This window comes from Pseudomonas sp. C9 (genome assembly GCF_002000165.1).
GTDB lineage: Bacteria > Pseudomonadota > Gammaproteobacteria > Pseudomonadales > Pseudomonadaceae > Aquipseudomonas.
Window position 1 is genome coordinate 3,128,505 of sequence record NZ_MPAK01000001.1, and the last position, 25,470, is coordinate 3,153,974.

The window sequence follows — 25,470 nt, forward strand, 5'->3', positions numbered from 1 at the left end:
GACTCAGGCAAGTTCGATCCAGTGCTGCGCACGGGCAACCTCCATGAATTGCTCGATGTCGTCACCGAGCTCCGGCACGCCGGGGAACTGCAGGTCGAGCTCGGCAATGATTGCCGCAACATCACGCTCGCCATCGATCAAACCGCCAATCAGCGCGGCGCTTTCATTGAGCTTGATCATGCCTTCCGGGTACAGCAGCACATGGCCTTTTTGCGCCGGTTCGTACTGGAAACGGTAGCCGGGACGCCAGGTCGGGGTCTTGCTGCGATCGAAACTCATAAGGTGATTCCTTTATGCCAGACCCGTTGTTCGGTCACGCTGTGATACGGCGGGCGGTTCAGTTCGTAGGCCATGCTCATGGCATCGAGCATGCTCCAAAGGATGTCCAGTTTGAACTGGAGAATTTCCAGCATGCGCTCCTGACCGGCCCGGGTGGTGTAGTGCTGCAAGGTGATCGCCAGACCGTGTTCCACATCGCGGCGGGCCTGGCCCAGGCGAGTGCGGAAATACTCGTACCCGGCCGGGTCGATCCATGGGTAATGCTGTGGCCAGCTGTCCAGGCGCGATTGATGGATCTGCGGCGCGAACAGTTCAGTCAGCGAGCTGCTGGCGGCTTCCTGCCAACTGGCCCGGCGGGCAAAGTTGACGTAGGCGTCGACGGCAAAACGTACGCCGGGCAGCACCAGTTCCTGGGAGCGCAGTTGATCCGGGTCGAGGCCGACAGCCTGGCCCAGGCGCAGCCAGGCTTCGATGCCACCGTCTTCGCCGGGGGCGCCATCGTGGTCGAGCAGGCGCTGAATCCACTCGCGACGGATCTCGCGATCCGGGCAGTTGGCGAGGATCGCGGCGTCTTTCAGGGGAATGTTCACCTGATAGTAAAAGCGGTTGGCAACCCAGCCCTGGATCTGCTCGCGAGTCGCCCGGCCTTCATACATCGCCACGTGATAGGGGTGATAGATGTGGTAATAGGCGCCTTTGGCGCGCAGGGCGGCCTCGAATTCGGCGGGGGGCATTGCGGTGTCAGTCATTGCGGTTCTCCGGGGAGCAGCCGTGAAAGCTTTGGTGTCAGGTCGGACGTCTTCGCGGGCAAGCCCGCTCCCACAGGGATTTTTGTACGCCACAGAACCCGTGTGGGAGCGGGCTTGCCCGCGATGGGGCCATTCGCTACAACACAATACTCATGCCGTCATAAGCCACTTCAACATCCCGCCGAACCAGCTCGGCACGCTCCGGCGAGTCTTCATCAAGAATCGGGTTGGTGTTGTTGATGTGAATAAGCACCTTGCGCTGCTTGGGCAGTTGCTTCAGCACCTCCAGCATGCCGCCGGGGCCGCTCTGCGCCAGGTGGCCCATTTCCCGTCCGGTGCGCGTGCCGACGCCGCGACGCTGCATTTCGTCGTCGTCCCACATCGTGCCGTCTACCAACAAGCAGTCGCTGCTGGCCATGATCTTCAGCAGCGGCGCGTCGACCTTGCCCAGCCCCGGCGCATAGAACAGCTTGCCGCCGGTGTTCAGGTCTTCGACGATCAGACCGATGTTGTCGCCGGGGTGCGGGTCGAAGCGGTGCGGCGAATACGGCGGCGCGGCGCTGCGTAGCGGCAACGGGGTGAATCGCAGGTTTGGGCAGGCCGCGATGGTGAAGCTGCGGTCCAGTTCGATCGGGTTCCAGTCCAGTCCGCCATTCCAGTGGGTCAGCATGGTGAACAGCGGGAATCCGCTGCTCAAATCTTCATGGACCATGTCAGTACACCAGACCTGATGCGGGCAACCTTCGCGCAGGCTGAGCAGGCCGGTGGTGTGGTCGATCTGGCTGTCCATCAGGATGATGGCGCTGATGCCGGTATCACGCAGGGCGCGGCCCGGTTGCAACGGGGCGAAGCTTTGAAGCTGGGCGCGGATGTCCGGTGACGCGTTGCACAACACCCAGTTCACGCCATCATCGGAAATTGCGATAGACGACTGGGTTCGCGCCTTGGCGTTCAGGCTGCCATTGCGAAAACCGGCGCAGTTCACGCAATTGCAATTCCACTGGGGAAAACCACCCCCCGCGGCGGAACCTAGAATCTGGACAAACATGGCCGCTCCATCATTCGAAAACTGAAAATAAAAACGCCTCGGCGAGCCGAGGCGTTGCACTGCGCTACAAAAAGATTAGCGGCTTGCGAAGTACATGGTGACTTCAAAGCCGATACGCAGGTCGGTGTAAGCAGGTTTGGACCAGGACATGGGAGCATTCCTTCAGGTGATGGGACAGTTCAGATCTATACATATAGTCCACCTCCAGTCGGAGATGTTCAGATAGTTAGGTAGCTATGTTACTTAAAATTTCAAAGTAATTGGCTGCCAATGTGTGAGAAAGCTAATTGCAGCCTTGGTAATGATCATTTTGTCGCTTGCCAAAGCGGGTTCGGGCAAGGCGCGCTGGCCAGGGCGCGCCAGCCACCCTGCGCCTGATTCAGCCGCTGTGCCGCAGCCAGCAATGAACGGTGGTCAATCGTCAAAATGGCCTGGGCCAGTTGCTTCAGATAATCCGACGAATGGCCGGCTAATTTACTCTGCCAGAGTAGTTCCGCTGCCTGGACGGTGGGCAGTGCGGCGCTATCAAACTGATCGGCCAAGGCCTGGCGCTGAGCGATGAAAGTGGCGTCGTCGAGGCTTTGAATCATCGAAGTGAAGCCGTTCAGAAACGCCTGGATATGTTCCAGCACGTCCACTGGCGCAACGCTGGGCGATTGCACGCCGAACAGGATCCCGGTTTGCCCATGAATCTGTCGCAGGGCGCTGAACACCGCATAGCCGAGTTGCAACTCCACCCGCAGGCGCTGGTAGAACGGTGTCTGAGCCAGATGCGCGAGCAAGCGCCAGGCGGCTTCGTCGGCGATGTCCTGAGTCGGTGTCGGACAGAAGAGCAGCAACGCGTGTTCGCTGGCGCCGGTATCGACGGTCGTCCACAGATGCCGGGCGCTGATCGAGGGCGGCGGTGTCAGTTGATTGTCCGCGGTGCCGGGAATACGGCTCAAGGCCAGGCCCATCGCGGCTTGTGTCTGGGTGGACAGGCCAACCGCCAGGCCGTCCCAGCGCGCGCTCGACCAGAGTTGCTGGAGGTCGTCTGAGTCGGCGGTGCGCTCAAGACACTCGTCGGGCAGCGCCTTCAGCAACTGCCGAATCGGTATCAGCGCAGCGCTTGCCGGTTGTTCTTGTGGGGCAACGACCTCAGGTTCGGTCAGCACTTTCAGCGCGTGTTCAAGGACAGTCGGCATCGGCTCCTGGAGTCCGGTCATTTTCAGCAGCCATTCATTGCCCGATGCAGTGAAGGAAAAGTCGACGCCGGCCTGACGCGCATCCTCGCGTAATGGCTGCAGGCGATTTTCCAGGCTCGATTGAAGGCTGGGCAGCGGTTTGAAATCGAGGCGCCAGCGCAGAAATATCGCCCCTTCATCGCTGTTGTCCGCCAAGGCCTGACTGAATTGCATCGGCGAGTTTTCACGACGACTGCGCGAACGGTCCTGGGCAAACGTGCGCAGGCCTCGGTGTTTGCTGGTCTGACCGCGAATCAACCCGGCATTGGCGGTGGGTGCTTCGTCGCGCAAAAACGGATTTGGCGTCGGCAATTGCCAGGCGCCGCTGAAGTTATCCACAGCGCCGATTTTTTTCAGGAGGTCTTTAAGCGCTGCAACCCCCTGCTCGGACAGCCCGGTTTCGAGCTGCTCGCTGTCCCGTTGGGCCAATGGCAAGGCAGCGCCGACTTGCTGCTGGCGTTGCAGCAAGGCGGCGTATTCTTCGCGCAAGCCGGCCCAGTCTTGATGGGCGGCAAAAAAGCCCAGCCAGTCGAGAAGCTTCTGCCGAATTACGCTCGCCGATTGCGCCGTAGCGAGTTCAATGTGCAGCAACGCTTGCCCCGCGAACTGATACAGCGGCGCGGCTTTCAGGCTGTCCGCCAGCCCCTGTTCTTGCAGCGTCGACATCAGACCGCCAGGTTTCGCGGCATTCAGCCAGTGACACAGAAAGGCCAGCGCTTCACGCGATGAGTCGGGCAATGCTTCGAACGCGAACAGAAGATCCAGGCGACGCTCGCCAGCCTGTTGATAAGTGTTCTGCGATGCGTTCATCAGCGCGCCGGGCGTTTGTTGTGCGACCTTGTCCCCGACGGGAATCTCGGCGCCAAAACGCTGAGCTATCTCGCGTAATTCATCGAGACTCTGCGGCCCGGCGAGGCTCAGTGTCAGTTGCCCGGTCTGATAAAACCGTTGATGAAAATCCTTCAAGGCCTGCTGAAACTCAGGGAGCTCCACCGGCAGGCTATCGCGATTTCCGGCATGGAAACCGCGCAAGGGATGGGTCGACGTCAACCCATCGAGCAGCGTCAATTGCCGTTGCGCCGCCGCGTCCTGTGACCAGGCGACAAACTCGGCTTGCAACACTTCGCGCTCGCGCAACTGATCCTCCGGATTCATACGTGGATGGGCGAGCATGTCTGACAGACGCTCCAGCCCGCCGAGAAATGCCTGAGGCGGCAGTTCGAAAAAGAAGTCGGTCGTGCGTTCGCTGGTTCGTGCGTTGACCTGCCCGCCGTGACGTTGCACATAGGCCATCAGCCCTTGGCCCGCAGGAAAGCGCTCAGTCCCCAGAAACAGCAAATGCTCCAGAAAATGCGCCAGGCCGGGCCAGGCCAGCGGCACATCGTGACTGCCCGCCGCAACCCGGAGTGCCGCCGCGCAGCGCTTCAAATTCGGGGCATGACGCAGCGTCACCCGCAAGCCGTTGGCCAGGGTTTCAGTGTGGGGGCGAGGGTGATTCAGCGCAGGCATGAGCACTTCCAGAACAGAGAAGCGCTAATGCTAGCGGATTACAGGGGCTCAGCGCTTGTTAAGGTCGCCGTAAAGCTCGGGACGGCGGTCCAGCAAGTAGCGATTGGCGGCGCGAGAGTCGGTCATCAACTGCCGATCCAGCTCGCCGACGATCAGCGCTTCATCGAGGCCAGCCTGGGCGATGCGGCTGCCATCCGGCGCGGCGATGCTGCTCTGGCCGCAGTAGTGGATGTCGCCTTCATGGCCGCAGTAATTGGCGTAGGCCACATAGCACTGGTTTTCGAAAGCACGGGCGCGGACGGTGACGTCGGCGACGAAGTCGAAGGGAATCATGTTTGCCGTCGGCACCAGGATCAGCTCGGCACCGGCCAGCGCCAGGCGTCGAGCGTTTTCCGGAAACTCCATGTCGTAGCAAATCAGGAAGCCCAGCTTCCAGCCATTGAGCTCAATCACTGGAAAGTCATCTTCGCCAGCACTGAACATCGAGTGATCGAGGTCGCCGAACAAGTGAGTCTTGCGGTAGTTGCACAACCGCTCGCCCTGGGCGTCGATCAACTGCACGGCGTTGTAGATCTGCCCGTCTTCGGTGCGCTCCGGGTAGCCATATAAAATGGCGATCCCGGCAGACTTGGCAATGCGCGCAATGTGTTGCGCCGATTCACCGTTGTGCACCTCCGCGAGGACGCTGACGGCGTCGACGCCGATGTTGTAGCCGGTCAGGAACATCTCCGGCACTACCAGCAAATCGGCGCCTTTCGCTTCCTGGGCCAATTGCTGCAGACGTTGCAGATTGCCGGCGACGTCCAGGGGCAGCGGTGGACATTGGTAAAGGGCTACGCGCATTTCGGATTCCTCTTACTCGGGCAGGGCGATCGGTCCGATCTCGTTGAACACATCACCTGGACCCGGGTTCTCGGCGTGAGTTTCACCGCCGAAGTGTTTCATGATGCCCCACACCGCGTTGAGTGAGGTCTGCACCGCGCCTTCAACCCAGGCCGGCGTCCACGAAACGTCGTCGCCAGCGATGAAAATCCCGCGTTGCTCGGCTGGCATCTCGTCTTGCATGAAATGCGCGTACATGCGCTGGTTATAGCGATAGTGGCCGGGCAGGGCGCCTTTGAAGGCCCCGAGGAAATGCGGGTCGGCTTCCCAGGATACGGTGATCGGATCGCCGATGATGCGCGCGGCGATGTCGACTTTCGGGTAGATCTTTTTCAACGCGTCCAGCGCCAGCTTCACGCGTTTTTCCACCGGCTGCGGCAACATTTTCAGTGCGTCGCTCATCCACGAGTACGACAGGCAAATCACCCCCGGCTTATCGTCGCCGTTATCGAACAGGTAGGTGCCACGGGTCAGGCGATCGGTGAGCGTCATGCTCATCAAGTCGCGGCCGGTTTCCGGGTCCTTGTCCTTCCAGAACGGGCGGTCGACCATCACGAACGTCTTCGACGATTGCATGTAGCGCGTGCGATCCAGCGCCATCCACATTTTTTGCGAGAACAGGCTTTCGTCGCATTCGATCTGGGTGGTCAGCAGCCAGCTCTGGCAAGTGGTCAGCACTGCGGCGTATTCGCGGGTATCACCCCAGTTGTCGGTGACGGCGAAACGGCCACCCGGTGCATGGGCAATCTTCTTCACGCCGGTACGCGGTGCTCCGTTGTGCAGGGAGCTGAGGCTGGTGCCTTCAGGCCAGTGCACGCAACGTTCCGGCACATGGCGCCAGATACCCTGTGGCACCTGTTCCACACCACCGACCACCAAGTGCTGATGATCGTCGCAGTTGGTCATCACCACGCGGAAGATTTCCAGCATCGAGTTGGGGAAATCCGAGTCCCAGCCGCCGGTGCCGAAACCGACCTGGCCGAACACTTCGCGGTGATGGAACGACAGCTTGGCGAACGCTTTGGAGGTGGCGACGAAGTCGTAGAAAGTGCGGTCGTCCCACAGCGGGACGAGGGTGTTCCACAGTTCCTTGAGGCGTGGCACGTCGCGGTCGCGGATCGCTTGCTGGATATCGGAGAACTGCGAGCCGGCTTCCAGGGCGTCGGCCCAGGCGTCAGCTACTTCCTGGAACAGTGCAGGAAGATCTGCCAGTTTTTGTGCGTAATGGGTTTTGCCTTCCAGATCGATCACGGTGCTGCCCGACGCGGGTGTCAGCGGGTTCGGGAAGGGTTTGGTCTCAAGACCGAGCTTGTCGACGTAGTGATAGAACGCGGTGGACGAGACCGGAAAACGCATGCCACCGAGCTCGGCGATGATGCCTTCAGCGCCATTGAACGCTTGGGAACGCAGGCGCCCGCCCATTTTCGAGGCTTCGTAGACGACGGGTTTGAGGCCCAGTTTCATCAATTCGTAAGCCGCCACCAAGCCGGCGATACCAGCACCGACAATCGCTACTTCGGCACCGTGGTTGTGCGCAGGAATGCTGCCCAGACCCGCCGGGTGTTCGATCCAGTCGTCGAAGGCGAAAGGAAAGTCCGGGCCGAAAATGGTGACTGGTTTTTTACCGTCTGCAGGATGGCGATTGTTCTTGTTCATGGCTGACCTTGCTGGCGACCCGACGCGGGATGCGCGTCTGAGTATAGGAAAAGATGGCAGCCATTCTAGTGAGCGTAGAACACGTTAATAAGACGCAATATGTCGTCGATTTGCCATTTTAATGGTCAATATGACGTGACGTTGAATCAAAGTGACAATTCGATCCCCTGTAGGCGCGAGCGTGCTCGCGATGGCGTCAGCTCAGGCACCTACGAAACCTGAATTGGAATGTCAAACCGGCTGCCCCCGATCAATCTTGCTGCTCAGAATGATCGAAGTCGTCGTCTTCTCCACCCCATCCACACTGCCGATCTGATCCAGCAACTGATCCAGCTGCTCTGGCGAGTCGGTACGCAACCACGCCACATAATCAAATTCGCCACTTACCGCACACAACTGCTGAACCTGAGCCATCGCACTGAGCCGGCGCAGCACTTCCTTGCCAGAGCGCGGTTGCACGGTAATCCCGACATACGCCTGCAATCCGCCATCGACCACGCGCTGACCGAGGCGCACGCCATAACCGGTGATGACTTTGGCCTTTTCCAGGCGCGCCAGTCGCGACGTGACGGTCGTGCGCGCGATGCCCAATTGCCGGGCCAGCATGGCCACGCTCTCGCGGGCGTTGATCTGCAAGGCTGCGATCAATTGGCGGTCGATTTCATCAAGCACGGGCGGGCGGATGTCAGGCAAGGGGTGGCTCCAGTGGCACGGTTCAATGGCTGAGCATGTTACAGACTCGTTCGGCGGGGCGCTTGTGGTCGATATTCGAACTGGGGCTATGTGATTGCTAGACATTGCCCAAGTGACGGCTGAATCACGGGCGTGAAAAAGCCGCGCATTAGCGCGGCTTTTCTGTTTGGCCGCTCAGCAGCCAGGAGTCGGCAGTTCGGAGCCGATGGTAATCGCGGTAACCTGCACAGCCTGGAAGCTTTGCTGCGCCTGCGCGTCGAAATCTCTCTCACAGTTAAAACGAGTATCGGTGACAAAATCTTCGCCCTTGACCTTGGTCATGCTGGCCTGCCACTGGTTAGAGGCTTTCAGCGCTTGATCGCTGACCAGCACAACTTCCAGCAACACCTGACGGAAGTCCACAGCTCGCGGGCCGTCCCATAGCGCAAAAACCGACGGATCGGCAGCGTTGCCGCACATGGTCAGGCAGTCCGCGTAGAAATTCAGGTCCCCAGCCGCTTGTTGAAAGTTTCCGAAGGTCAGGGGCTTGTTGGCGGCCGGTGCGAACGATTCACCGATGAAGGATTTCAAGTCGGCTTGGCAGGTCGGCGAAAGCTCCATGCGCAGTTCACTTATTGTGCCGCCACCGGCAGTCGCCGTAATTTGGCAACCTTGAACCTCATAAGAGTGATGATCGCCCGAACTCTCACGTGCGACGCCGGCAACCGATTCGAAGTGACGCAGATTAGTGCCCAACATTTTTCCATTAAAAACATCGGCAACGCTGGCTTTCGCTTGGGCAATCGCAGGGCTGCCTGCAACAATCAGTGCTGTGAACAGGCTGGTAAAAATGGCTTTCTTCATCCGCAAATTCCTTTTGTCTCGATTGAGTCGAACGTGCCCTTCGACGATGAGGCGCGAACATACACAACGTTGATAGTGATTGGCCAGTAGTGAGTGCCAGGTCGCGTATCGGCGAATGCGTCACGACACTCGTGACGATGAGCTGAAGGTCTCGAATACTCGGGGCATAATCCTGTTGAGTGCTGTTACTCGGATTCCGTCGCGGTCCGCGCAGGTCGCGGTGTCAGCACTTTCACCACATCATCAATCAACGCCTTGCTCATCGCCGTCAGATAATGCGCGGCCCAAGCGTGGTGGTCGGTGTCCTTTGTGTAGGCGGCATCCTCGGCAAATGCCTTGGCGAGGAACAGCAGATTGGAGGCCTGTGCCAATGCTTCGACGATGGGGACACCGGGCCTGACGTTGAATAACGCCTGATCCGAGCAGTATATGAACGGAGTGAAGCCAATGGTTTTTAGTTCTGATTGGTTGTTCATGGTCAACTTCCTTGATTTGAGGAGATGCCAATTTCGTTTCCAAGCGAATGGGTGGCAGCTGTGCGCAGGTTGGAAAACCGGGAATCAAGGAACCGGCACGCCCTAAGACGTCCCGCGCACAGCCGCCATAACTCAGGTTGCAGATAAGCTGCTGCAATCGTAATCAGGGGCGCTGTTACGTTTTGATTCGACGGGTTTCCAAGCCCGATCACTGCATTGGCAGTGACGTCCGGAGAGTATCCCGTCGAACAAAAGCGCAACAAGGCAGCAAAGTGCCCATCACAAGATAATCAGATGTTGCCTACAACCTTGGCGGGCGTCATCTGATAGCTGCGACATACAACTTAAAGAAAACCAGCTCGTCGCATACGAAAAAGCCGCGCATTAGCGCGGCTTTTTTGTTTGGTGGGCCCACACGGACTTGAACCGTGGACCAAAGGATTATGAGTCCTCTGCTCTAACCAACTGAGCTATAGGCCCTCAGTAGGTCGCGGATTATAGCGACGGTTTCTCGGCTGTGCTATCCGAAAAATCGGATACGGCTATACGAAGAAACGTCGCGGCAAATTCGTCGGGGGGCAGCGGCAGGCTGACGATGTAGCCCTGGATCTGTTCACAGCCTTCGGCAGTGAGGAATTCCTGTTGGGCCACGGTCTCGACGCCTTCGGCAATGACGGTAAATTGCATGCTGCGGCCCAGCGCGATGATCGCGCGAACGATCGCCGCATCGTGCGGATCGTCAGGCAGGCCGCGGACGAACGACTGATCGATCTTGAGAATATCCAGCGGCAAGCGCTTGAGGTAGCTCAGCGACGAATAGCCCGTACCGAAGTCATCGATGGCCAACTGAACACCCAGTTGTTTGAGTTGGTGCAGCACCGCCAGCGCTTCTTCGGCCTGGCTCATGATGAAGTTTTCGGTAATCTCCAGTTGCAGAAAACCCGGCGCGAGATGGCTGTCCTTGAGCAGTTGTTCGATCCGCCCCAACAGGTTCGGTTGGCGCAGTTGGGCGCCTGCGAGGTTGACCGAGAGCGGGCCGAGGCATTCATACACCTGATTCCACTCTTGCATCTGCCGGCAAGCCGTCTCGAGTACCCAGTCGCCGATTTGCAGAATCATGCCGTTTTCTTCGGCCAGGGGAATGAAGTGTTCCGGCGGCACGGTGCCGAAGGTCGGGTGATGCCAGCGAATCAGCGCTTCGGCGCCGACCAGTCGATGGTCGGCGAGGCTGATTTTCGGTTGGTAATGCAGGAACAGTTCGTTGCGCTCGATGGCGCGCCGCAGCTCATGTTCCAGCGCCACGCGTTCGCTGGCCTGTGCGGTGAGGTCGCGGGTGTAGCTTTCAACCCGGTTACGCCCCTTGGCCTTGGAGCGGTACATCGCCGCGTCGGCGTTTTTGACCAGCGTGGCGACGTCCCAGCCGTCGTTGGGGTACAGGCTGGTGCCAATACTGGCGCTGATGAAAAACTCATGCTCCCCGGCCTGGAAGGGCGCGGAGAAACAGTTGAGCAGCTTGGTCGCAATATTGTCGGCATCGCTGGATTGCTGAAGGCCCGGTAGCAGAATGATGAATTCGTCACCGCCAAGGCGCGCAACGGTATCGATATCGCGCAACTGCTCTTTGAGGCGCACGGCGATGCCTTTGAGCAGCAGGTCGCCGACGGGGTGGCCGAGGCTGTCGTTGATGTGCTTGAAGCGGTCCAGGTCGAGGAACAGCACTGCGCCCTGGCCGCCGTTTTCCTTCTGCGAGTTGAGTGCGGTTTGTAGTCGGCTTTCGAACAGCGTGCGGTTTGGCAGGCCGGTCAATGGGTCGTGATGCGCCTGGTAGTCGAGTTTGGCCTGGGCGTGTTTGAGGCTGGAAATATCGGCAAATACCGCCACAAAGTGGGTGATGAATTTTTCCCGGTTGCGCACAGCGCTGATGGTCAGCCAGCTCGGATAGAGTTCGCCGTTCTTGCGGCGGTTGGAAATCTCGCCTTGCCAATGACCTTCGGCTGTCAACTGATGCCACATCGCGGCATAGAATGCGCTGTCGTGGAGGCCCGAAGCGAGCAGGCGAGGGGTGTGGCCCAGTGCTTCGCTCTCGCTGTAGCCGGTAATCTCGGTAAAGGCACGGTTGACCGCGCTGATGTGCTGTTGGGTGTCGGTGATCAACACACCTTCGGCTGTGCTTTCGAATACGGTGGCGGCCTGTTGCAGCTTTTCCTGCATGAGGTGCCGCTCGGTAATATCCCGGGCAATGGTCAGCATGCAATCTTCATCGCCGATCGGCAGCGGACGGCTCGATACCTCGCAGAGGCGGATCTGCCCGTCGCTGCGGCGGATGTGGCAGCTGAAGTCGCGGACGAAGCCATCGCGGTGCAGCAGGTCGAGCATTTGCTTGCGTTCGTTGAGGTTGACCCATATCCCCAGGTCCAGGGCCGACCGGTCCACGGACATTGCGCTGTTGAAACCGGTAATGCGGCTGAATCCTTCATTGACCTCCAGCAGTAACCCGTCGCTCTGGCGCGACAGCAACAAACCGTCTGGGGAAGCATGAAAGGCCTTGGCGAATTTCTCTTCGGAGGTTTGCAGTTGTTGCTGGGTTTCTTTTAGCTGGCTGATGTCACGCACCACCACTACGAGGGCGGGAGTGGTATCGAGATCAAAGGGTTCGGCGGAAATCAGGCCGGTAAACACGTGGCCATTACTGCGACGAAAGGGCATTTCCAGGTTGCGGATACTGCCGGCCTGCAGACGTTGCAGCAGGCCGGGACCCACACCGGGTATGCCCCAGATGTTCAGGTCGGTGGCGGTCTGGCCTATGACCTCTTCGGCCTTGAGACCAATCTGTTCTTCGAACGCTTTGTTGACCTCTAGCAGACAACCGTCACTAAGCCGCGCGATCACCAGGATGTCCGGGCACTGCTGGAATACCGAGGCGAATTTTTGCTCGGAAAGGCTTAGCGCCTCTTCAGTGCGCTTGGCATCACTGATGTCGATCATCAACCCGCGCAACACCGGCTCATGGCCGTGCTCGATCAGGCTGACGATGTCGCGCACCCACAGGCAGCGGCCATCGGCGGTGATGACCCGGTAATCAACGCTGTGATCGCGCCCGGCCAGCACTTCGTGATCGCAGTAGGTTTGAGCCCGTGTCAGGTCCGCAGGGTGGATGATATTGCGCCAGAACCCCGGAATCAGCCAATGGGACAGGGGATATCCCAGCAGGTCTTCAGCGTGTGGCGACACGTAGCTGTAGGTGTAATCGCTGATCCGTGCTTCCCAGGCGATGGCCGACAGACTCTCGACCAGCCCGCGATAGTGGTACTCGCTGCTGCGCAGTTCCTGTTCGAGGTCGACCCGGCGTGCAATTTCAGAGCTCAGTCGACGGTTGATCCGAATGACCACGGCCAGCATGACCATCAGAAACAGCAGCCCCGGCAGGCCGTAAGCCAACAGATCCGACCAAAAGCTTCGGTGATCCAGGACATTGCCCACCCAGCGTTCCTGAATGGCGCTGATTTCACTCGGGCTCATGTCCGCCAGCACTTTATCCAGAATGCCGACCAGCACCTTGTTGTTGGGGGGCACGGCCATTGCCAGTTGATAGCGATACGGGGTTTCGCCGCTGACATATAACCCTTCGAGCTTGAGCTGACGAAGGCTCCAGACACTGGAAGCGAGGTCGCCCACCACGGCGTCTACTTCATCGGTGGCCAGCGCCTGCAAGGCCGAACTCACATTGGACATCGGCACCAGATTCAGGTCTGGGTGGTGGGTGCGCAGCAGTTCATGCGGCGCATAGTTTTCTACTACGGCAATCTTTAGCCCGTACAGGTCTTCGAGCTTGTGCGGTTGGGCACCGCCGACATGGGCCAGGATGACAATCGGAAAATCGAGGTAGGGGCGCGTAAACGACAGGTATGACTGGCGTTCCGGGGTCGACATGATGCCCGGTAACACATCTAGCTTGCCTTGCTTGGCCTGTTCCAGCACGACCGTCCAACTGACCGGCTCGATGGGCGTGAGCTTGATGGCCAGCCGTTGGCGGATCACGTTGATGTAGTCCGCCGCCAGGCCTTGATAGCGGCCCTGTTCGTCGCGGAACTCAAACGGTGGCCATGAAGCGTCCACACCCAGGCGTAAATCCGGGTGTGCGGCCAGCCAGCTACGTTCGTCGTCGGTCAGAGTCAGCGCGCCAGCCGTTGCGGTCCAGGTCATCAGCGACAGCAAAAAAAGCACGGTCGGCAGTCTGGGCATAACGGTCTCGTTATGGCTCGGGGGAATGTTTCGAGTGTAGACGGGCTAAGCGGTGGGGGGGATGTGCGGGGGATTTAATCTGCATAAAGCAAAACCCCCGGCCTGGGCCGGGGGTTCTGTTGTTACTCGTCGAGGAAGGAGCGCAAATGCTCGCTTCTCGTCGGGTGGCGCAGCTTGCGCAGTGCCTTGGCTTCGATCTGACGAATCCGTTCACGGGTCACGTCGAACTGCTTACCAACTTCCTCAAGGGTGTGGTCGGTATTCATGTCGATACCGAAGCGCATGCGTAGAACCTTGGCTTCACGTGCAGTGAGGCCGGACAGCACTTCGCGAGTCGCTTCTTTAAGGCTCTCAACAGTGGCGACATCGATTGGCGACTGCATGGTCGAGTCTTCGATGAAGTCACCCAGATGGGAGTCTTCGTCATCACCGATCGGGGTTTCCATGGAGATCGGCTCTTTAGCGATCTTCAATACCTTGCGGATCTTGTCCTCAGGCATTTCCATGCGTTCGCCCAGCTCTTCCGGAGTCGGTTCGCGACCCATTTCCTGCAACATCTGACGGGAAATACGGTTGAGCTTGTTGATCGTCTCGATCATGTGCACCGGAATACGGATGGTGCGGGCCTGGTCGGCGATCGAGCGAGTGATCGCCTGACGGATCCACCAGGTGGCATAAGTCGAGAATTTGTAGCCGCGGCGGTATTCGAACTTGTCTACCGCTTTCATCAAGCCGATGTTGCCTTCCTGGATCAGATCGAGGAATTGCAGGCCACGGTTGGTGTACTTCTTGGCGATGGAGATCACCAGACGCAAGTTCGCTTCGACCATCTCTTTCTTCGCGCGGCGGGCCTTGGCCTCACCGATCGACATGCGACGGTTGATGTCCTTGATCTCGGCGATCGTCAAACCGGTTTCGGTTTCCAGCGCGGTCAGCTTCTGCTGGCAACGAATGATGTCCGGTTGCAGGCGACCAATGGCTTCAGCGTATTTGCTCTTGCCTTTGGCCAGTGCATCGGTCCAGCTTTCGTCAACTTCATTGCCCGGGAACTGGCGCAGGAAGTCGGCACGCGGCATGCGGGCATCACGAACGCAAAGTTGCATGATCGCGCGCTCTTGCTGACGCAGACGATCCAGGGCACTGCGAACACGCTCGACCAGGCCTTCGAATTGCTTCGGAACCAGTTTGATCGGCATGAACAGCTCAGCCAGGGCCAACAGCTCGGCGATTGCCAGCTTATTGCCACGACCGTGCTTTTTCAGCGCCTTGCGGGTGATTTCCATCTGATCGGAGACAGCGCCAAAACGCTGTGCAGCGATGATCGGATCCGGGCCGCTTTCGGCTTCTTCTTCGTCATCCGTTGCTTCGGCGTCATCGTCGTCGGTGTCGTCGGCAGCGGGAGCGGCTTTCGGATCGATCGGCGGTGGCACTTCTGCAGCAGGCGGTGCGATGCCGTCGTCCGGGTCGATATAACCGCTCAGGACGTCGGACAGGCGGCCACCTTCGGTGGTGACGCGAGTGTATTCGGAGAGAATATGGTCAACCGTGCCAGGGAAGTGCGCAATTGCGCCCATCACTTCGCGGATGCCCTCTTCAATACGTTTGGCGATTTCGATTTCGCCTTCACGTGTGAGGAGCTCTACCGTACCCATTTCACGCATGTACATGCGCACTGGGTCGGTGGTGCGACCAATGTCGGTCTCGACCGCTGCCAACGCTGCTGCTGCCTCTTCGGCCGCGGCTTCGTCGGTATCGGCGTCGGCCAGCATAAGGGAATCCTTATCTGGCGCAACCTCGAATACGTTGATCCCCATGTCATTGATCATGCGGATGATGTCTTCCACCTGTTCCGGATCTGAAATATCCTCCGGCAGGTGGTCGTTGACCTCCGCGTAAGTCAGGTAACCCTGCTCACGACCAAGTGTGATCAACTCTTTGATACGAGACTGCTGTTGCGCTTTTCCGGACATAACACCCTATCCACTGAAGGTCTTGGCGGGCAAAAAACAAGCCGAGGATTATACCTGAGCTATGACCTCACGCGCCAGTTGAGGTCGGGTTTGATACAGCCATATTGCGTTTTAATAGGTCGCGCATCTGATTTGCTATCTGATTTGCTTCCTCCGCGGTCAATCCTGGCTGCCTTGCTTTCCTGATTAGTACTTCCAGGCTATCCGTGTGTTGAGCGGCTGATAGCCTAGTAATGGTGTCTAAAAACTGTTGTTCAAGGTTGTCACCTGCAATCAGCCATTCCTTTTCCGCCAATGCCTTGAGCAAACGCCCCTGCTCAGTCCCGTGCCAGCGGGCCATAAGCTGAATTGAGTTTAGCTTAGGATTTTTTTGCACCGCTTCGATCAGTGCGACCAGCAGCTGTGCGTAGGTATTGCTCTCATTGGCGAAATGGTCGGCGGTTTCTACCCGGCCGGCCAAGTCTGGATGATGAATGAGGGTTCGAAGTGCGATCAGCGTTGGGGCTTCCACGGCAATTGGAGTGCGCGGGGCGCTCGGTTGATCACGATCGCCACCGCGTTTGCCATTTTTGTCCCAGGGTTTCTTGTCCCACTTCTTGCCGCCAGCGCCGGGTTTTTTCGGCGTCCACTCCTGCTGCGGCACGTACATCTCTTGTGACTGCGGCTGATGGTAGTCGCTGTAATCGGGCATGGCGTCGTAATCGATGCCTGGATCGTATGCCGGTGGCGCTTCCTGCGGGGCGCTTTGCGCCAGTTGGCTGACGGCTTCACCGCTAAGCCCGGTGATTTCGCTCAGACGCTGGCGCATCAGGATGCGCAGGTTGGCACCCGGTACCTTGTCGATCAGCGGCGCGGCGAGGGTGGCCATGTGGGCCTTTCCTTCCAGCGAGCGCGGGTCCGACTCCTCGGTCAACTGCTGGAAGAAATAATCCGCCAGTGGCTGGGCGTGCTGGTTGATTCGCGCACGGAAGGCATCCGTACCTTCGGAGCGAACCAATGTATCCGGGTCTTCGCCTTCCGGCAGGAACAGAAAGCGTGCGCGCCGCCCGTCTTGCAGGCAGGGCAGTGTCGCTTCCAGTGCTCGCCAGGCGGCATTACGGCCAGCCTGATCGCCGTCGAAACAGAACAGCACGTTGGGCACGACGCGAAACAGACGCTTCAAGTGCTCTTCGCTGGTGGCAGTGCCCAGGGTCGCGACGGCATTGCGCAGGCCTTGCTGGGCGAGGGCGATGACGTCCATATAGCCTTCGACGACGATGATTTCGTCGAGGTTGCGGTTGTTTTTGCGTGCTTCATAAAGACCGTAGAGTTCCTGGCCTTTATGGAAGACCGGTGTTTCCGGTGAGTTCAGGTATTTCGGTTTGTCGTCGCCCAGTACCCTGCCGCCGAAAGCGATGATGCGCCCACGGCTGTCGCGAATCGGGAACATCACGCGATCGCGGAAGCGGTCATAGCGTTTGCCGGTTTCGGCGTTCTCGATCAGCAGTCCGGCGTCGACCATGGCTTTTTGTTGCAGGGTATCGCTGCTCAAGTGCTTGAACAGGTTGTCCCAGCCCGGCGGGGCAAAGCCGAGGCCGAAGTCGCGGGCAATCTCGCCGGTCAGTCCGCGGCCCTTCAAGTAATCCACCGCGGCTTTGCGTGACGGATGGCTTTTCAGCGCCTGACGGTAAAAGTCGGCGGCAGCGGTGAGCAGCGGATACAGCGGCGAATCGGTTGGTTGCCGCGGTTTGTGCGCCCGACCGCTTTCTTCACGGGGGATTTCCATGCCGGCGGCTTTGGCCAGTTCTTCGACGGCCTGGACGAAATCCAGGTTGTCGTGGTCCATGATGAAGCCGAGGGCGTTACCGCCAGCACCGCAGCCGAAGCAGTAATAGAACTGTTTGTCGGGGCTGACGCTGAAAGACGGGGTTTTCTCTTTGTGGAACGGGCAGCAAGCAGTGTGGTTCTTGCCGGCCTTTTTCAATTGCAGGCGCGAGCTGACCACATCGACGATGTCGGTGCGGTTCAGAAGGTCGTCAATGAAGCTCTGGGGAATTAGCCCGGCCATGGCGTTCTCGTCATCTGCGCTGAAATGGACCCATAACGAAGGGCGGCCGAACGCGGGTCGTTGTTTGAGGCGCGCAAAAAGTGCGGCTCGACCGGTGTCGTCTGCGTAATCGCTATCGGGGAGTGTATCTGCCGAAAATCCACTGACGTTAATACCAATCAGTAATCGACTGTTTGAAAGTGTTGCGCTGAATCCGCTGCGGCCTGTCGATGGCCTCGGATAGCTCAATAAGCGGGCACGCAAGCAGGTGCCTTGGGCTGATCGTCGTGAGAGGAATCAGTGGGTGTGCTCGTCAGTAGCCTTGGAAGGCTCGTCAGAAAAGACGTGCACCGCTGGCAAAAGAGCCAGGTCTGACGCTGTAAAGCAGGTTTGTCTTGGTCGCGTCTGCGGCTTCGACAGTGAAGCATCAAGCGTTTTACGCAAATGCCATTAGCCCGGCTGAGAGCCGGGCTTGGCAGAAGCTTGCTACGATCGTCTGTGTATTAGTACAGACGAACGGCGCGGCGCTGTTCGCGCTGAACTTTCTTCGCGTGACGCTTAACAGCGGCTGCTGCTTTGCGCTTACGCTCGGAAGTTGGCTTCTCGTAAAATTCGCGGCTACGAACTTCAGCCAGTACACCGGCTTTTTCGCAGGAGCGCTTGAAACGACGCAGAGCTACGTCGAAGGGTTCGTTCTCTTTTACTTTGACGGCTGGCATCCAGAGCTACCTTCATTCATTACCGGGGTCAACATCCTCGCGGCAAAAGAGCACTTGAAGACGTCGGTTTTTAAGGGTTGCGGATGTTAACTCCTCATCGCTCGGAATGCAAAGCCTCTGATCGAAAACCGCTGGTCGGGGCATCACGCGGCGACTATTATGCGCGCCTTCGAATTCAGCCTAAACAAGGCGCAAACCCATGCTAGTACTGGGATTAGAAACCTCCTGCGACGAAACCGGCGTCGCATTATATGACAGTGAACGCGGGCTGTTGGCCGACGCACTGTTCAGTCAGATCGACTTGCACCGCGCCTATGGTGGTGTGGTGCCGGAGCTGGCCTCGCGCGATCACGTGAAACGGATGCTGCCCTTGATTCGTCAGGTGTTGGCCGAAGCTGACTGTGTGCCGACCGAGATCGACGCGATCGCTTACACCGCGGGTCCTGGCCTGGTTGGGGCCTTGTTGGTGGGGGCTTCCTGCGCTCAGGCGCTGGCTTTTGCCTGGGGTATTCCGGCCTTGGGTGTGCACCACATGGAAGGCCACTTGCTGGCGCCTATGCTGGAGACGCAACCGCCCGAATTCCCGTTCGTCGCTTTGTTGGTGTCCGGTGGTCATACGCAGTTGGTTCAGGTCGACGGGATCGGTCAGTACACGCTTTTGGGCGAGACGCTGGATGATGCCGCCGGTGAGGCTTTTGACAAGACCGCGAAGATGATGGGGCTCAATTATCCGGGCGGCCCGGAAATCGCGCGCCTGGCCGAGCAAGGCGTTGCGGGGCGATTCACGTTTCCGCGTCCGATGTGCGACCGCCCGGGCCTGGCATTCAGTTTCAGTGGCTTGAAAACCTTCGCCCTGAACACCTGGCAGCAAAGCGTCAGCGCCGGGGACGACAGCGAGCAAGCCCGTTGCGACATCTCTCTGGCGTTCCAGCAGGCCGTGGTGGAGACTTTGACCATCAAGTGCAAGCGAGCCCTGAAGCAAGCGGGCATGAAGCGCCTGGTGATTGCCGGGGGCGTCAGCGCCAACAAGGCCCTGCGCACCTCGCTGGAGAAAATGCTCGGCGACATGAAGGGTGATGTGTTTTATGCCCGCCCGGAGTTCTGCACCGACAATGGCGCGATGATCGCGTTTGCCGGTTGCCAGCGCTTGCAGGCCGGCCAGCATGAATCTTTGGCGATCAGCGTGCAGGCGCGTTGGCCGATGGAGCAATTGTCGGCGCTTTGATGAGCCGCGCTCACGTCCGGTATTTAAAAATGCCGTTCGCGCCCGGCAAACAGGTCGCGTAGATTGCCGCGATGACGCCAGACAATCAGCCCGGTGAGCACGCTCATGGGCAGCAACGCCGCCGGTTCTTGCCAGGCAAGCAGCGGCAGCGTCAGGGGTGTGGCGATCAGGGCGGCGAGTGAGCTGGTGCGGGTCAGGTAGAATGTCAGCAGCCAGGCGCAGACCGCCAGCAACGCGGCGGGCGGGTATAGCCCCAGTAACATGCCGGCCGCGGTGGCGACACCTTTGCCACCGCGAAAGCGAAAGTACACTGGAAACAGATGGCCGATGACGGCGCAGATGCCGATCCAGGCTTGTTCTTGCAGCGAAAGACCGGCAAGAGCGGCGATCAGCACGGGCAGCAAGCCTTTGCAGAGGTCGCCGAGCAGGGTCAGGACGGCGAGTTTCTTGCCGGCCAGGCGCAACATGTTGGTGGCGCCGGCATTGCCTGAGCCACTCATTCGCGGATCGGGACTCCCGGTCAGGCGGCTGAGCAAAATGGCGAAGGACAGCGAGCCGAGCAGGTAGGCGAGGATCGCCAATAACCAAAACATGCTAACTATTCCGGGCGAGGACGCCCTGATTCTAACGGCGCATTGCGCCCTTGTCGTGCAGCGGAGAAAAGTGCTTGGACAGAGTGTTTATCGAGGGCCTGGAAGTCGACACCGTGATCGGTGCCTACGACTGGGAGCGAGGCATCCGACAGTGCCTGCGTCTTGATCTGAGCTTCGCCTGGGACAATCGCCCGGCCGCCGCCGGTGACGACCTGACCCTGGCGCTCGATTACGCCAGTGTGTCGTCGCGCATCCAGGCGTTTGCCGAGCAGGCGCAATACCAACTGGTCGAGACTTTTGCCGAGCGTCTGGTTGAAGTGCTGATGAACGAATTCAAGATCACCTGGATGCGCCTCAAGCTGACCAAGCCTGGCGCTGTCCCGGCGGCCACCGGTGGTGTGGGCGTGGAGATCGAGCGCGGATGTCGCTGACTCAGGTGTACCTCGGGCTCGGTAGCAATATCGAGCGTGAAACCCATTTGCAGGCAGGTCTGGATGCCCTTGCGGAGTTTCTGGTGGATATCCGCTGTTCGGCGGTGTTCGAAAGTCAGCCAGTGGGCATCAAGAGCGGGCCGTTCTTCAATTTCGTGGTGTCGGCTTACACCGATCTGCCGCTGATGGAGCTCGACCGTCGATTGAAATTCATCGAGGCGGACAACGGTCGCTACGCACCGGACCGCAAGGGATTGCCGCTGGATATCGACGTCCTGCTGTTCGGTGATCTGGTGGGTAATTTTGATGGTTTGATCCTGCCGCGAGCCGAAATTTTGAAGAACGCTTTCGTGCTGTGGCCGTTATCGCTGATTGCGCCTGATCGCGTGCATCCGGGTGTAGGAAAGAGCTTTGCGACCTTGTGGGGCGAGGCGCAGATTGATCAAGTGTTGGCGCCGGTTGCGTTTGAGTGGCGTGGCGAGCAGCTAACACCTTCGAATTTGCTGTGATTTGACTGACATCATCGCGGGCAAGCCCGCTCCCACAAGGGTTGCATCGTACCTGTGGGAGCGGGCTTGCCCGCGATAGCTTTCAGACAGACGCCGCTTCTTTGTAGGCCTTCAGCGCCTTCAGTCGTTCACGCTTGATCGCTTCACCCAACTCAGGCCCTTTGAAGCCCTTCTCCAGCAGCGGCTGGACCGCCACGCTTCTGGCTGCCGTCGCCGCACCGCGCAAATAATCCGCCTGTGGATAAGTTCTCTGTTCCAGACCTTTGCGTCCGCGTGCATCCATCTCGCACGCGTGGATAAATTCTTCGAACCGCTGAGGTCGTCGGTAGACGTCAAAACTCTGTAGCAAATCCAGCAGCGTCGAAGGCTTCAGCTCCAGGGCGCGATGACCATGGGTATGATATTCGCCCACCAGCAGTGCCAGTTCCTGGCAATCTCTCGGTGCCTTGAACCGTTCGTTGACCGCTTTGATCAGCTTCAAACCCCTGTGTTCATGGGCAATGTGCCGGGGCCAGTCTTCTTCGGGTGTCAGTCCTTTGCCCAGGTCATGCAGCAGGCAGGCCCAGCGCACGGTCAGCGGTTGTTTGTGATGCGCCGCTTGCTCGAGCACGCTCAGCGTATGCACCCCGGTGTCGATTTCCGGGTGATGAGCCTCGGGCTGGGGGACGCCAAACAACGCGTCAACTTCAGGCATCAGCACCTTGAGAGCGCCGCACCCGCGCAGCACTTCGATGAACACTTGCGGCTGATCTTCCATCAATGCGCGGGAAATTTCTTTCCAGCTGCGTTCGGCGGTCAGCGCTTCCAGTTCGCCCGATTCGCTGAGCTGGCGCATCAACTCCATGGTCTCGGGCGCGACGTTGAAACCTAGCGGCGCATAGCGTGCTGCAAAGCGGGCGACGCGCAGGACACGGAGCGGATCTTCGGCGAACGCGGGGGAAACGTGACGAAGAAGGCGGGCTTCCAGATCGCGCTGGCCATGGTAGGGGTCGGTCAGGTTTTGCTGATCGTCCTCGGCCATGGCGTTAATCGTCAGGTCGCGACGGATCAGGTCTTCTTCGAGGGTGACTTCGGGACTGGCGTGAAAGGTGAAACCGCCATATCCGCGTCCACTCTTGCGTTCGGTACGGGCAAGGGCATATTCCTCACCGCTTTTAGGGTGAAGAAATACCGGGAAATCCGCCCCGACCGGGCGAAATCCCTTGGCGAGCATCTCTTCAGTGGTGGCGCCCACCACGACCCAGTCGATATCGGTGACAGGTTTGCCGAGCAGGCGATCACGTACGGCACCGCCGACTTTATAAATCTGCATAAAAAACCTCCGTTAGCTCGACAGAATAACCGTTGCGTCGAACTTTCGGAGGCTCAAACCCGCTCAAAGATGAATGACGGCCAAGTCCAGCCGGCCGTAATCCCCTTCGCTATGCTCGTTTCTGGGTGGAACGTGATGGGTTTTCATCACCTGATCGCCTTGCAAGGTTTCCAGGTGGATATCAAAACCCCACAGGCGGTGCAGGTGCTTGAGCACTTCCTCGGTGGACTCGCCCAGCGGTTTGCGGTCGTGTTGCTGGTGACGCAGGGTCAGGGAGCGGTCGCCGCGCCGGTCAATGCTGTAAATCTGCACGTTGGGTTCGCGATTGCCCAGGTTGTACTGCGCCGCCAGGGTTTCACGGATGATGCGGTAGCCTTCTTCATCGTGAATCGCTGGTACGAGCAGGTCGTCCTTTTGATCGTCATCGAGAATGCTGAACAGTTTCAGGTCGCGGATCACTTTCGGTGACAGGTACTGAAGGATAAAACTCTCATCCTTGAAGCTGCTCATGGCGAACTTGATGGTTGACAGCCAGTCGGTGCCGGCAATTTCCGGGAACCAGTGGCGATCTTCATCGGTGGGTTCCTCGCACATCCGCCGGATGTCCCGGTACATGGCAAACCCGAGGGTGTAAGGGTTGATTCCGCTGTAGTAAGGGCTGTCAAAGCCGGGTTGAAACACAACGCTGGTGTGGGATGTCAGGAACTCCATCATGAAGCCGTCGGTGACCAGGCCTTCGTCGTACAGGTCGTTCATCAACGTGTAGTGCCAGAACGTGGCCCAGCCTTCGTTCATCACCTGGGTCTGGCGCTGAGGGTAAAAATACTGAGCGATCTTGCGCACGATCCGCACGATTTCCCGCTGCCAAGGCTCCAGTAGCGGTGCGTGTTTTTCGATGAAGTACAGGATATTTTCCTGAGGTTCGGCGGGGAAGCGTGCATTGTCCTTGTCGCTGTACTTGTCTGCGCCTTTTGGAATCGTGCGCCACAAATCATTGATCTGTTTCTGCAAATGCTCTTCCCGATCCTTTTGCCGGCGCCGTTCTTCTTCAGCGGAAATCGGGTAGGGGCGTTTGTAGCGGTCGACACCGTAGTTCATCAGTGCGTGGCAGGAGTCCAGCAAGTCCTCCACCGCGTCGATGCCGTGGCGCTCCTCGCACTGCATGATGTACTGCTTGGCAAACACCAGGTAATCAATGATCGAGCTGGCGTCGGTCCAGGTGCGGAAAAGGTAATTGCCTTTGAAAAAGCTGTTATGCCCATAGCAGGCATGTGCCACGACGAGCGCCTGCATGCAGATGGTGTTTTCTTCCATCAGGTAAGCGATGCAAGGGTCTGAGTTGATCACGATCTCGTAGGCCAGTCCCATCTGCCCGCGACTGTAGGACTTTTCCGTGCTGAGGAAGTGTTTGCCGTAGGACCAATGGTGATACCCCAGTGGCATACCGACAGAGGCGTAGGCGTCCATCATCTGCTCGGCGGTGATGACTTCGATCTGGTTGGGGTACGTATCGAGTGCATAGCGAGCTGCCAGGCGACTGATTTCGCGGTCGTAGGCCTGGATCAGCTCGAACGTCCATTCGGAGCCGGTGGAAATGGGTTGGCGCTTCTGCTCTTTGGCGGTCATGTCACTAACCTGCGCTGGAAGAGTTCACGGAAGACCGGGTAGATATCCCCGGCCGAGACCAGTTGCTGCTGGGCGAAAGTGTCAGAAAAGGCTTCGGCTATGCGCTCGTACTCGAACCACAGGGCCTGATGTTCGCGCGGGGTGATCTCAACGTAAGTGTAGTACTGCACGAACGGCATTATCTGGTTGATCAGAATGTCACGGCAGATCGGCGAATCGTCATTCCAGTTGTCGCCGTCCGAAGCCTGGGCGGCATAAATGTTCCACTCGTTGCTCGGATAACGCTCGGCCATGATCTCCTGCATCAGTTTCAAGGCACTGGACACGATGGTGCCGCCGGTTTCGCGCGAGTAGAAGAACTCTTCTTCATCCACTTCGCGGGCACTGGTGTGGTGGCGGATGAACACGACGTCGATCTTGTCGTAGTTACGCTTGAGAAACAGGTACAGCAGGATAAAGAAGCGCTTGGCGATGTCCTTGGTCGCCTGCGTCATGGAGCCGGAGACGTCCATCAGGCAGAACATCACCGCTTTGGAGCTGGGATTGGGCTGCTTGATGAGCAGGTTGTACTTGAGGTCGAACGTATCGAGGAACGGGATGCGATGAATGCGCGCACTGAGTTTTTCGATTTCTTCTTCGATTTTCTGGATATCGCCGAAGTTGTCCGGTTCTTCCAGCTTCAGGCGCAGAAGTTCTTCTTTGGCTTCACGCAGTTTCGCCCGGCTGCTGCCGGACAGGGCAATGCGCCGTGCGTGGGCCGAACGCAGGGTGCGGATGATGTTGATGCGCGACGGGTTGCCTTCGTTGCTGATGCCTGCACGCACCGTTTTGAACGTGTCGGTGCCGGTCAGGTTGCGTTTGACCAGATTCGGCAATTCGAGGTCTTCGAACATGAACTCGAGGAATTCTTCCTGGGTGATCTGGAAGACGAATTCGTCCATCCCTTCACCCGAGTTGCCAGCCTTGCCGGGGCCTCTGCCGCCGCCACCTCCGGGTGGGCGGGCGATGTGCTCGCCGCTGGTGAACTCCTTGTTGCCTGGATGTACGACGGTTTGTTTGCCGCCGCGACCGTGATGAAGCACCGGTTCGTCGATGTCCCGACCGGGAATGCTGATCTGTTCGCCGTGTTCCATGTCGGTAATGGACCGCCGGCTGACCGCCTCTTCGACAGCCTTTTTGATGTGGTCACGGTAACGCCGCAGAAACCGCTGACGGTTCACCGTGCTCTTGTTCTTGCCATTGAGACGTCGGTCGATCACATAGCTCATGACTGCTCCTTAGAAGCTGTCCTGAAAGGGGCGAGCGGTGGTGCAGCATCGAACCGAGGGCCAAGGGATATGCGACGCTCCCCCAAGCGCTGTGGATGCTGCTTGAACTCGCTACCGACTTTCGAACACCTTCCAGAGGCTTGTGTAACAGAAAATGCATGCACAGGCCTCTGGCTGACGACAACCGGTCT

Annotated in this window: 21 protein-coding genes and 1 tRNA gene; 3 read left to right on the plus strand and 19 right to left on the minus strand. The window is 58.7% G+C overall.

The genetic code is table 11. The annotated features are described in order from the left end of the window. Positions 1–3 precede the first annotated feature (3 nt). The 15 genes from pqqD to rpsU all read right to left on the minus strand — a co-directional run bounded on the left by pqqD (position 4) and on the right by rpsU (position 18,315). Positions 4–279 (minus strand): pyrroloquinoline quinone biosynthesis peptide chaperone PqqD, encoded by a 276-nt coding sequence (pqqD, locus tag BMS17_RS14585; protein WP_077431161.1) that lies wholly within the window; start codon positions 277–279, stop codon positions 4–6. Then, entirely contained in the window at positions 276–1,028 is a 753-nt protein-coding gene (gene pqqC, locus BMS17_RS14590; protein WP_046029949.1) for a pyrroloquinoline-quinone synthase PqqC, read from the minus strand. The genes pqqD and pqqC overlap by 4 nt, the downstream gene beginning before the upstream one ends. A gap of 136 nt (positions 1,029–1,164) precedes the next feature. Next, complete coding sequence (gene pqqB, locus BMS17_RS14595; protein ID WP_046029950.1) at positions 1,165–2,076, minus strand: pyrroloquinoline quinone biosynthesis protein PqqB; 912 nt, start codon at positions 2,074–2,076, stop codon at positions 1,165–1,167. 75 nt (positions 2,077–2,151) lie between these two features. Next, a complete protein-coding gene (pqqA, locus tag BMS17_RS14600; protein WP_009045898.1) occupies positions 2,152–2,226 on the minus strand; it encodes a pyrroloquinoline quinone precursor peptide PqqA in 75 nt (24 codons plus the stop codon). A gap of 155 nt (positions 2,227–2,381) precedes the next feature. Then, entirely contained in the window at positions 2,382–4,808 is a 2,427-nt protein-coding gene (gene pqqF, locus BMS17_RS14605) for a pyrroloquinoline quinone biosynthesis protein PqqF (protein WP_077431162.1), read from the minus strand. A gap of 48 nt (positions 4,809–4,856) precedes the next feature. Beyond that, positions 4,857–5,651: a carbon-nitrogen hydrolase family protein gene (locus BMS17_RS14610; protein ID WP_046029952.1), complete on the minus strand. Its 795-nt coding sequence runs from the start codon at positions 5,649–5,651 to the stop codon at positions 4,857–4,859. Between the two features lie 12 nt (positions 5,652–5,663). Then, entirely contained in the window at positions 5,664–7,346 is a 1,683-nt protein-coding gene (locus tag BMS17_RS14615; RefSeq protein WP_046029954.1) for an NAD(P)/FAD-dependent oxidoreductase, read from the minus strand. A gap of 231 nt (positions 7,347–7,577) precedes the next feature. Then, positions 7,578–8,039 carry an Lrp/AsnC family transcriptional regulator gene (locus tag BMS17_RS14620; RefSeq protein WP_046029956.1) on the minus strand — a complete coding sequence of 154 codons (462 nt, stop codon included), beginning with the start codon at positions 8,037–8,039 and terminating at the stop codon, positions 7,578–7,580. Positions 8,040–8,213: 174 nt separating this feature from the next. After that, entirely contained in the window at positions 8,214–8,882 is a 669-nt protein-coding gene (locus BMS17_RS14625) for a hypothetical protein (protein WP_046029957.1), read from the minus strand. Between the two features lie 185 nt (positions 8,883–9,067). Further along, positions 9,068–9,358, minus strand: a complete 291-nt coding sequence (locus tag BMS17_RS14630) for a DUF3077 domain-containing protein (RefSeq protein ID WP_077431163.1) — start codon at positions 9,356–9,358, stop codon at positions 9,068–9,070. 403 nt (positions 9,359–9,761) lie between these two features. Then, positions 9,762–9,838 (minus strand) — tRNA-Ile (locus BMS17_RS14635). Between the two features lie 15 nt (positions 9,839–9,853). Then, the gene (locus tag BMS17_RS14640) at positions 9,854–13,600 is read right to left on the minus strand and encodes a bifunctional diguanylate cyclase/phosphodiesterase (protein ID WP_046029961.1); all 3,747 of its coding nucleotides are present in this window, start codon (positions 13,598–13,600) and stop codon (positions 9,854–9,856) included. Between the two features lie 122 nt (positions 13,601–13,722). Then, positions 13,723–15,570, minus strand: coding sequence for an RNA polymerase sigma factor RpoD (gene rpoD / locus BMS17_RS14645; protein WP_046029963.1), 1,848 nt, complete (start codon positions 15,568–15,570; stop codon positions 13,723–13,725). A gap of 67 nt (positions 15,571–15,637) precedes the next feature. Then, the gene (dnaG, locus tag BMS17_RS14650; protein ID WP_046029966.1) at positions 15,638–17,617 is read right to left on the minus strand and encodes a DNA primase; all 1,980 of its coding nucleotides are present in this window, start codon (positions 17,615–17,617) and stop codon (positions 15,638–15,640) included. Between the two features lie 482 nt (positions 17,618–18,099). Next, positions 18,100–18,315: a 30S ribosomal protein S21 gene (gene rpsU, locus BMS17_RS14655; RefSeq protein WP_002551877.1), complete on the minus strand. Its 216-nt coding sequence runs from the start codon at positions 18,313–18,315 to the stop codon at positions 18,100–18,102. Positions 18,316–18,514: 199 nt separating this feature from the next. On the opposite strand from rpsU, the gene tsaD reads away from it, so the two are divergent. Continuing rightward, positions 18,515–19,540 carry a tRNA (adenosine(37)-N6)-threonylcarbamoyltransferase complex transferase subunit TsaD gene (gene tsaD, locus BMS17_RS14660; protein WP_027926719.1) on the plus strand — a complete coding sequence of 342 codons (1,026 nt, stop codon included), beginning with the start codon at positions 18,515–18,517 and terminating at the stop codon, positions 19,538–19,540. Positions 19,541–19,563: 23 nt separating this feature from the next. On the opposite strand, the gene plsY is transcribed toward tsaD, so the two are convergent. After that, on the minus strand, positions 19,564–20,133 hold the full coding sequence (gene plsY, locus BMS17_RS14665; RefSeq protein WP_046029970.1) for a glycerol-3-phosphate 1-O-acyltransferase PlsY: 570 nt from the start codon (positions 20,131–20,133) through the stop codon (positions 19,564–19,566). A 74-nt stretch (positions 20,134–20,207) separates the two neighbouring features. On the opposite strand from plsY, the gene folB reads away from it, so the two are divergent. Both folB and folK read left to right on the plus strand, forming a co-directional pair. Then, entirely contained in the window at positions 20,208–20,564 is a 357-nt protein-coding gene (gene folB / locus BMS17_RS14670) for a dihydroneopterin aldolase (RefSeq protein WP_077431164.1), read from the plus strand. Next, the gene (gene folK, locus BMS17_RS14675; protein ID WP_077431165.1) at positions 20,555–21,073 is read left to right on the plus strand and encodes a 2-amino-4-hydroxy-6-hydroxymethyldihydropteridine diphosphokinase; all 519 of its coding nucleotides are present in this window, start codon (positions 20,555–20,557) and stop codon (positions 21,071–21,073) included. Before folB ends, folK begins: the two co-directional genes overlap by 10 nt. 82 nt (positions 21,074–21,155) lie before the next feature. Here the strand turns inward: folK and BMS17_RS14680 are convergent, their stop codons facing one another. The 3 genes from BMS17_RS14680 to BMS17_RS14690 form a co-directional block, all read right to left on the minus strand. Further along, positions 21,156–22,385, minus strand: coding sequence for a multifunctional CCA addition/repair protein (locus BMS17_RS14680; RefSeq protein ID WP_046029978.1), 1,230 nt, complete (start codon positions 22,383–22,385; stop codon positions 21,156–21,158). A gap of 63 nt (positions 22,386–22,448) precedes the next feature. Continuing rightward, positions 22,449–24,011, minus strand: coding sequence for a SpoVR family protein (locus BMS17_RS14685; RefSeq protein ID WP_046029980.1), 1,563 nt, complete (start codon positions 24,009–24,011; stop codon positions 22,449–22,451). Beyond that, entirely contained in the window at positions 24,008–25,279 is a 1,272-nt protein-coding gene (locus BMS17_RS14690) for a YeaH/YhbH family protein (protein ID WP_046029982.1), read from the minus strand. Before BMS17_RS14690 ends, BMS17_RS14685 begins: the two co-directional genes overlap by 4 nt. Between the last annotated feature and the right edge of the window lie 191 nt (positions 25,280–25,470).

What these genes read in the sequence shown, in the direction of transcription:
- pqqD (WP_077431161.1), bottom strand. Translation starts at nt 279, where the DNA reads ATGAGTTTCGATCGCAGCAAGACCCCGACCTGGCGTCCCGGCTACCGT.
- pqqC (WP_046029949.1), bottom strand. Translation starts at nt 1,028, where the DNA reads ATGACTGACACCGCAATGCCCCCCGCCGAATTCGAGGCCGCCCTGCGC.
- pqqB (WP_046029950.1), bottom strand. Translation starts at nt 2,076, where the DNA reads ATGTTTGTCCAGATTCTAGGTTCCGCCGCGGGGGGTGGTTTTCCCCAG.
- pqqF (WP_077431162.1), bottom strand. Translation starts at nt 4,808, where the DNA reads ATGCCTGCGCTGAATCACCCTCGCCCCCACACTGAAACCCTGGCCAAC.
- BMS17_RS14610 (WP_046029952.1), bottom strand. Translation starts at nt 5,651, where the DNA reads ATGCGCGTAGCCCTTTACCAATGTCCACCGCTGCCCCTGGACGTCGCC.
- BMS17_RS14615 (WP_046029954.1), bottom strand. Translation starts at nt 7,346, where the DNA reads ATGAACAAGAACAATCGCCATCCTGCAGACGGTAAAAAACCAGTCACC.
- BMS17_RS14625 (WP_046029957.1), bottom strand. Translation starts at nt 8,882, where the DNA reads ATGAAGAAAGCCATTTTTACCAGCCTGTTCACAGCACTGATTGTTGCA.
- BMS17_RS14630 (WP_077431163.1), bottom strand. Translation starts at nt 9,358, where the DNA reads ATGAACAACCAATCAGAACTAAAAACCATTGGCTTCACTCCGTTCATA.
- BMS17_RS14640 (WP_046029961.1), bottom strand. Translation starts at nt 13,600, where the DNA reads ATGCCCAGACTGCCGACCGTGCTTTTTTTGCTGTCGCTGATGACCTGG.
- rpoD (WP_046029963.1), bottom strand. Translation starts at nt 15,570, where the DNA reads ATGTCCGGAAAAGCGCAACAGCAGTCTCGTATCAAAGAGTTGATCACA.
- dnaG (WP_046029966.1), bottom strand. Translation starts at nt 17,617, where the DNA reads ATGGCCGGGCTAATTCCCCAGAGCTTCATTGACGACCTTCTGAACCGC.
- rpsU (WP_002551877.1), bottom strand. Translation starts at nt 18,315, where the DNA reads ATGCCAGCCGTCAAAGTAAAAGAGAACGAACCCTTCGACGTAGCTCTG.
- tsaD (WP_027926719.1), top strand. Translation starts at nt 18,515, where the DNA reads ATGCTAGTACTGGGATTAGAAACCTCCTGCGACGAAACCGGCGTCGCA.
- plsY (WP_046029970.1), bottom strand. Translation starts at nt 20,133, where the DNA reads ATGTTTTGGTTATTGGCGATCCTCGCCTACCTGCTCGGCTCGCTGTCC.
- folK (WP_077431165.1), top strand. Translation starts at nt 20,555, where the DNA reads ATGTCGCTGACTCAGGTGTACCTCGGGCTCGGTAGCAATATCGAGCGT.
- BMS17_RS14680 (WP_046029978.1), bottom strand. Translation starts at nt 22,385, where the DNA reads ATGCAGATTTATAAAGTCGGCGGTGCCGTACGTGATCGCCTGCTCGGC.
- BMS17_RS14685 (WP_046029980.1), bottom strand. Translation starts at nt 24,011, where the DNA reads ATGACCGCCAAAGAGCAGAAGCGCCAACCCATTTCCACCGGCTCCGAA.
- BMS17_RS14690 (WP_046029982.1), bottom strand. Translation starts at nt 25,279, where the DNA reads ATGAGCTATGTGATCGACCGACGTCTCAATGGCAAGAACAAGAGCACG.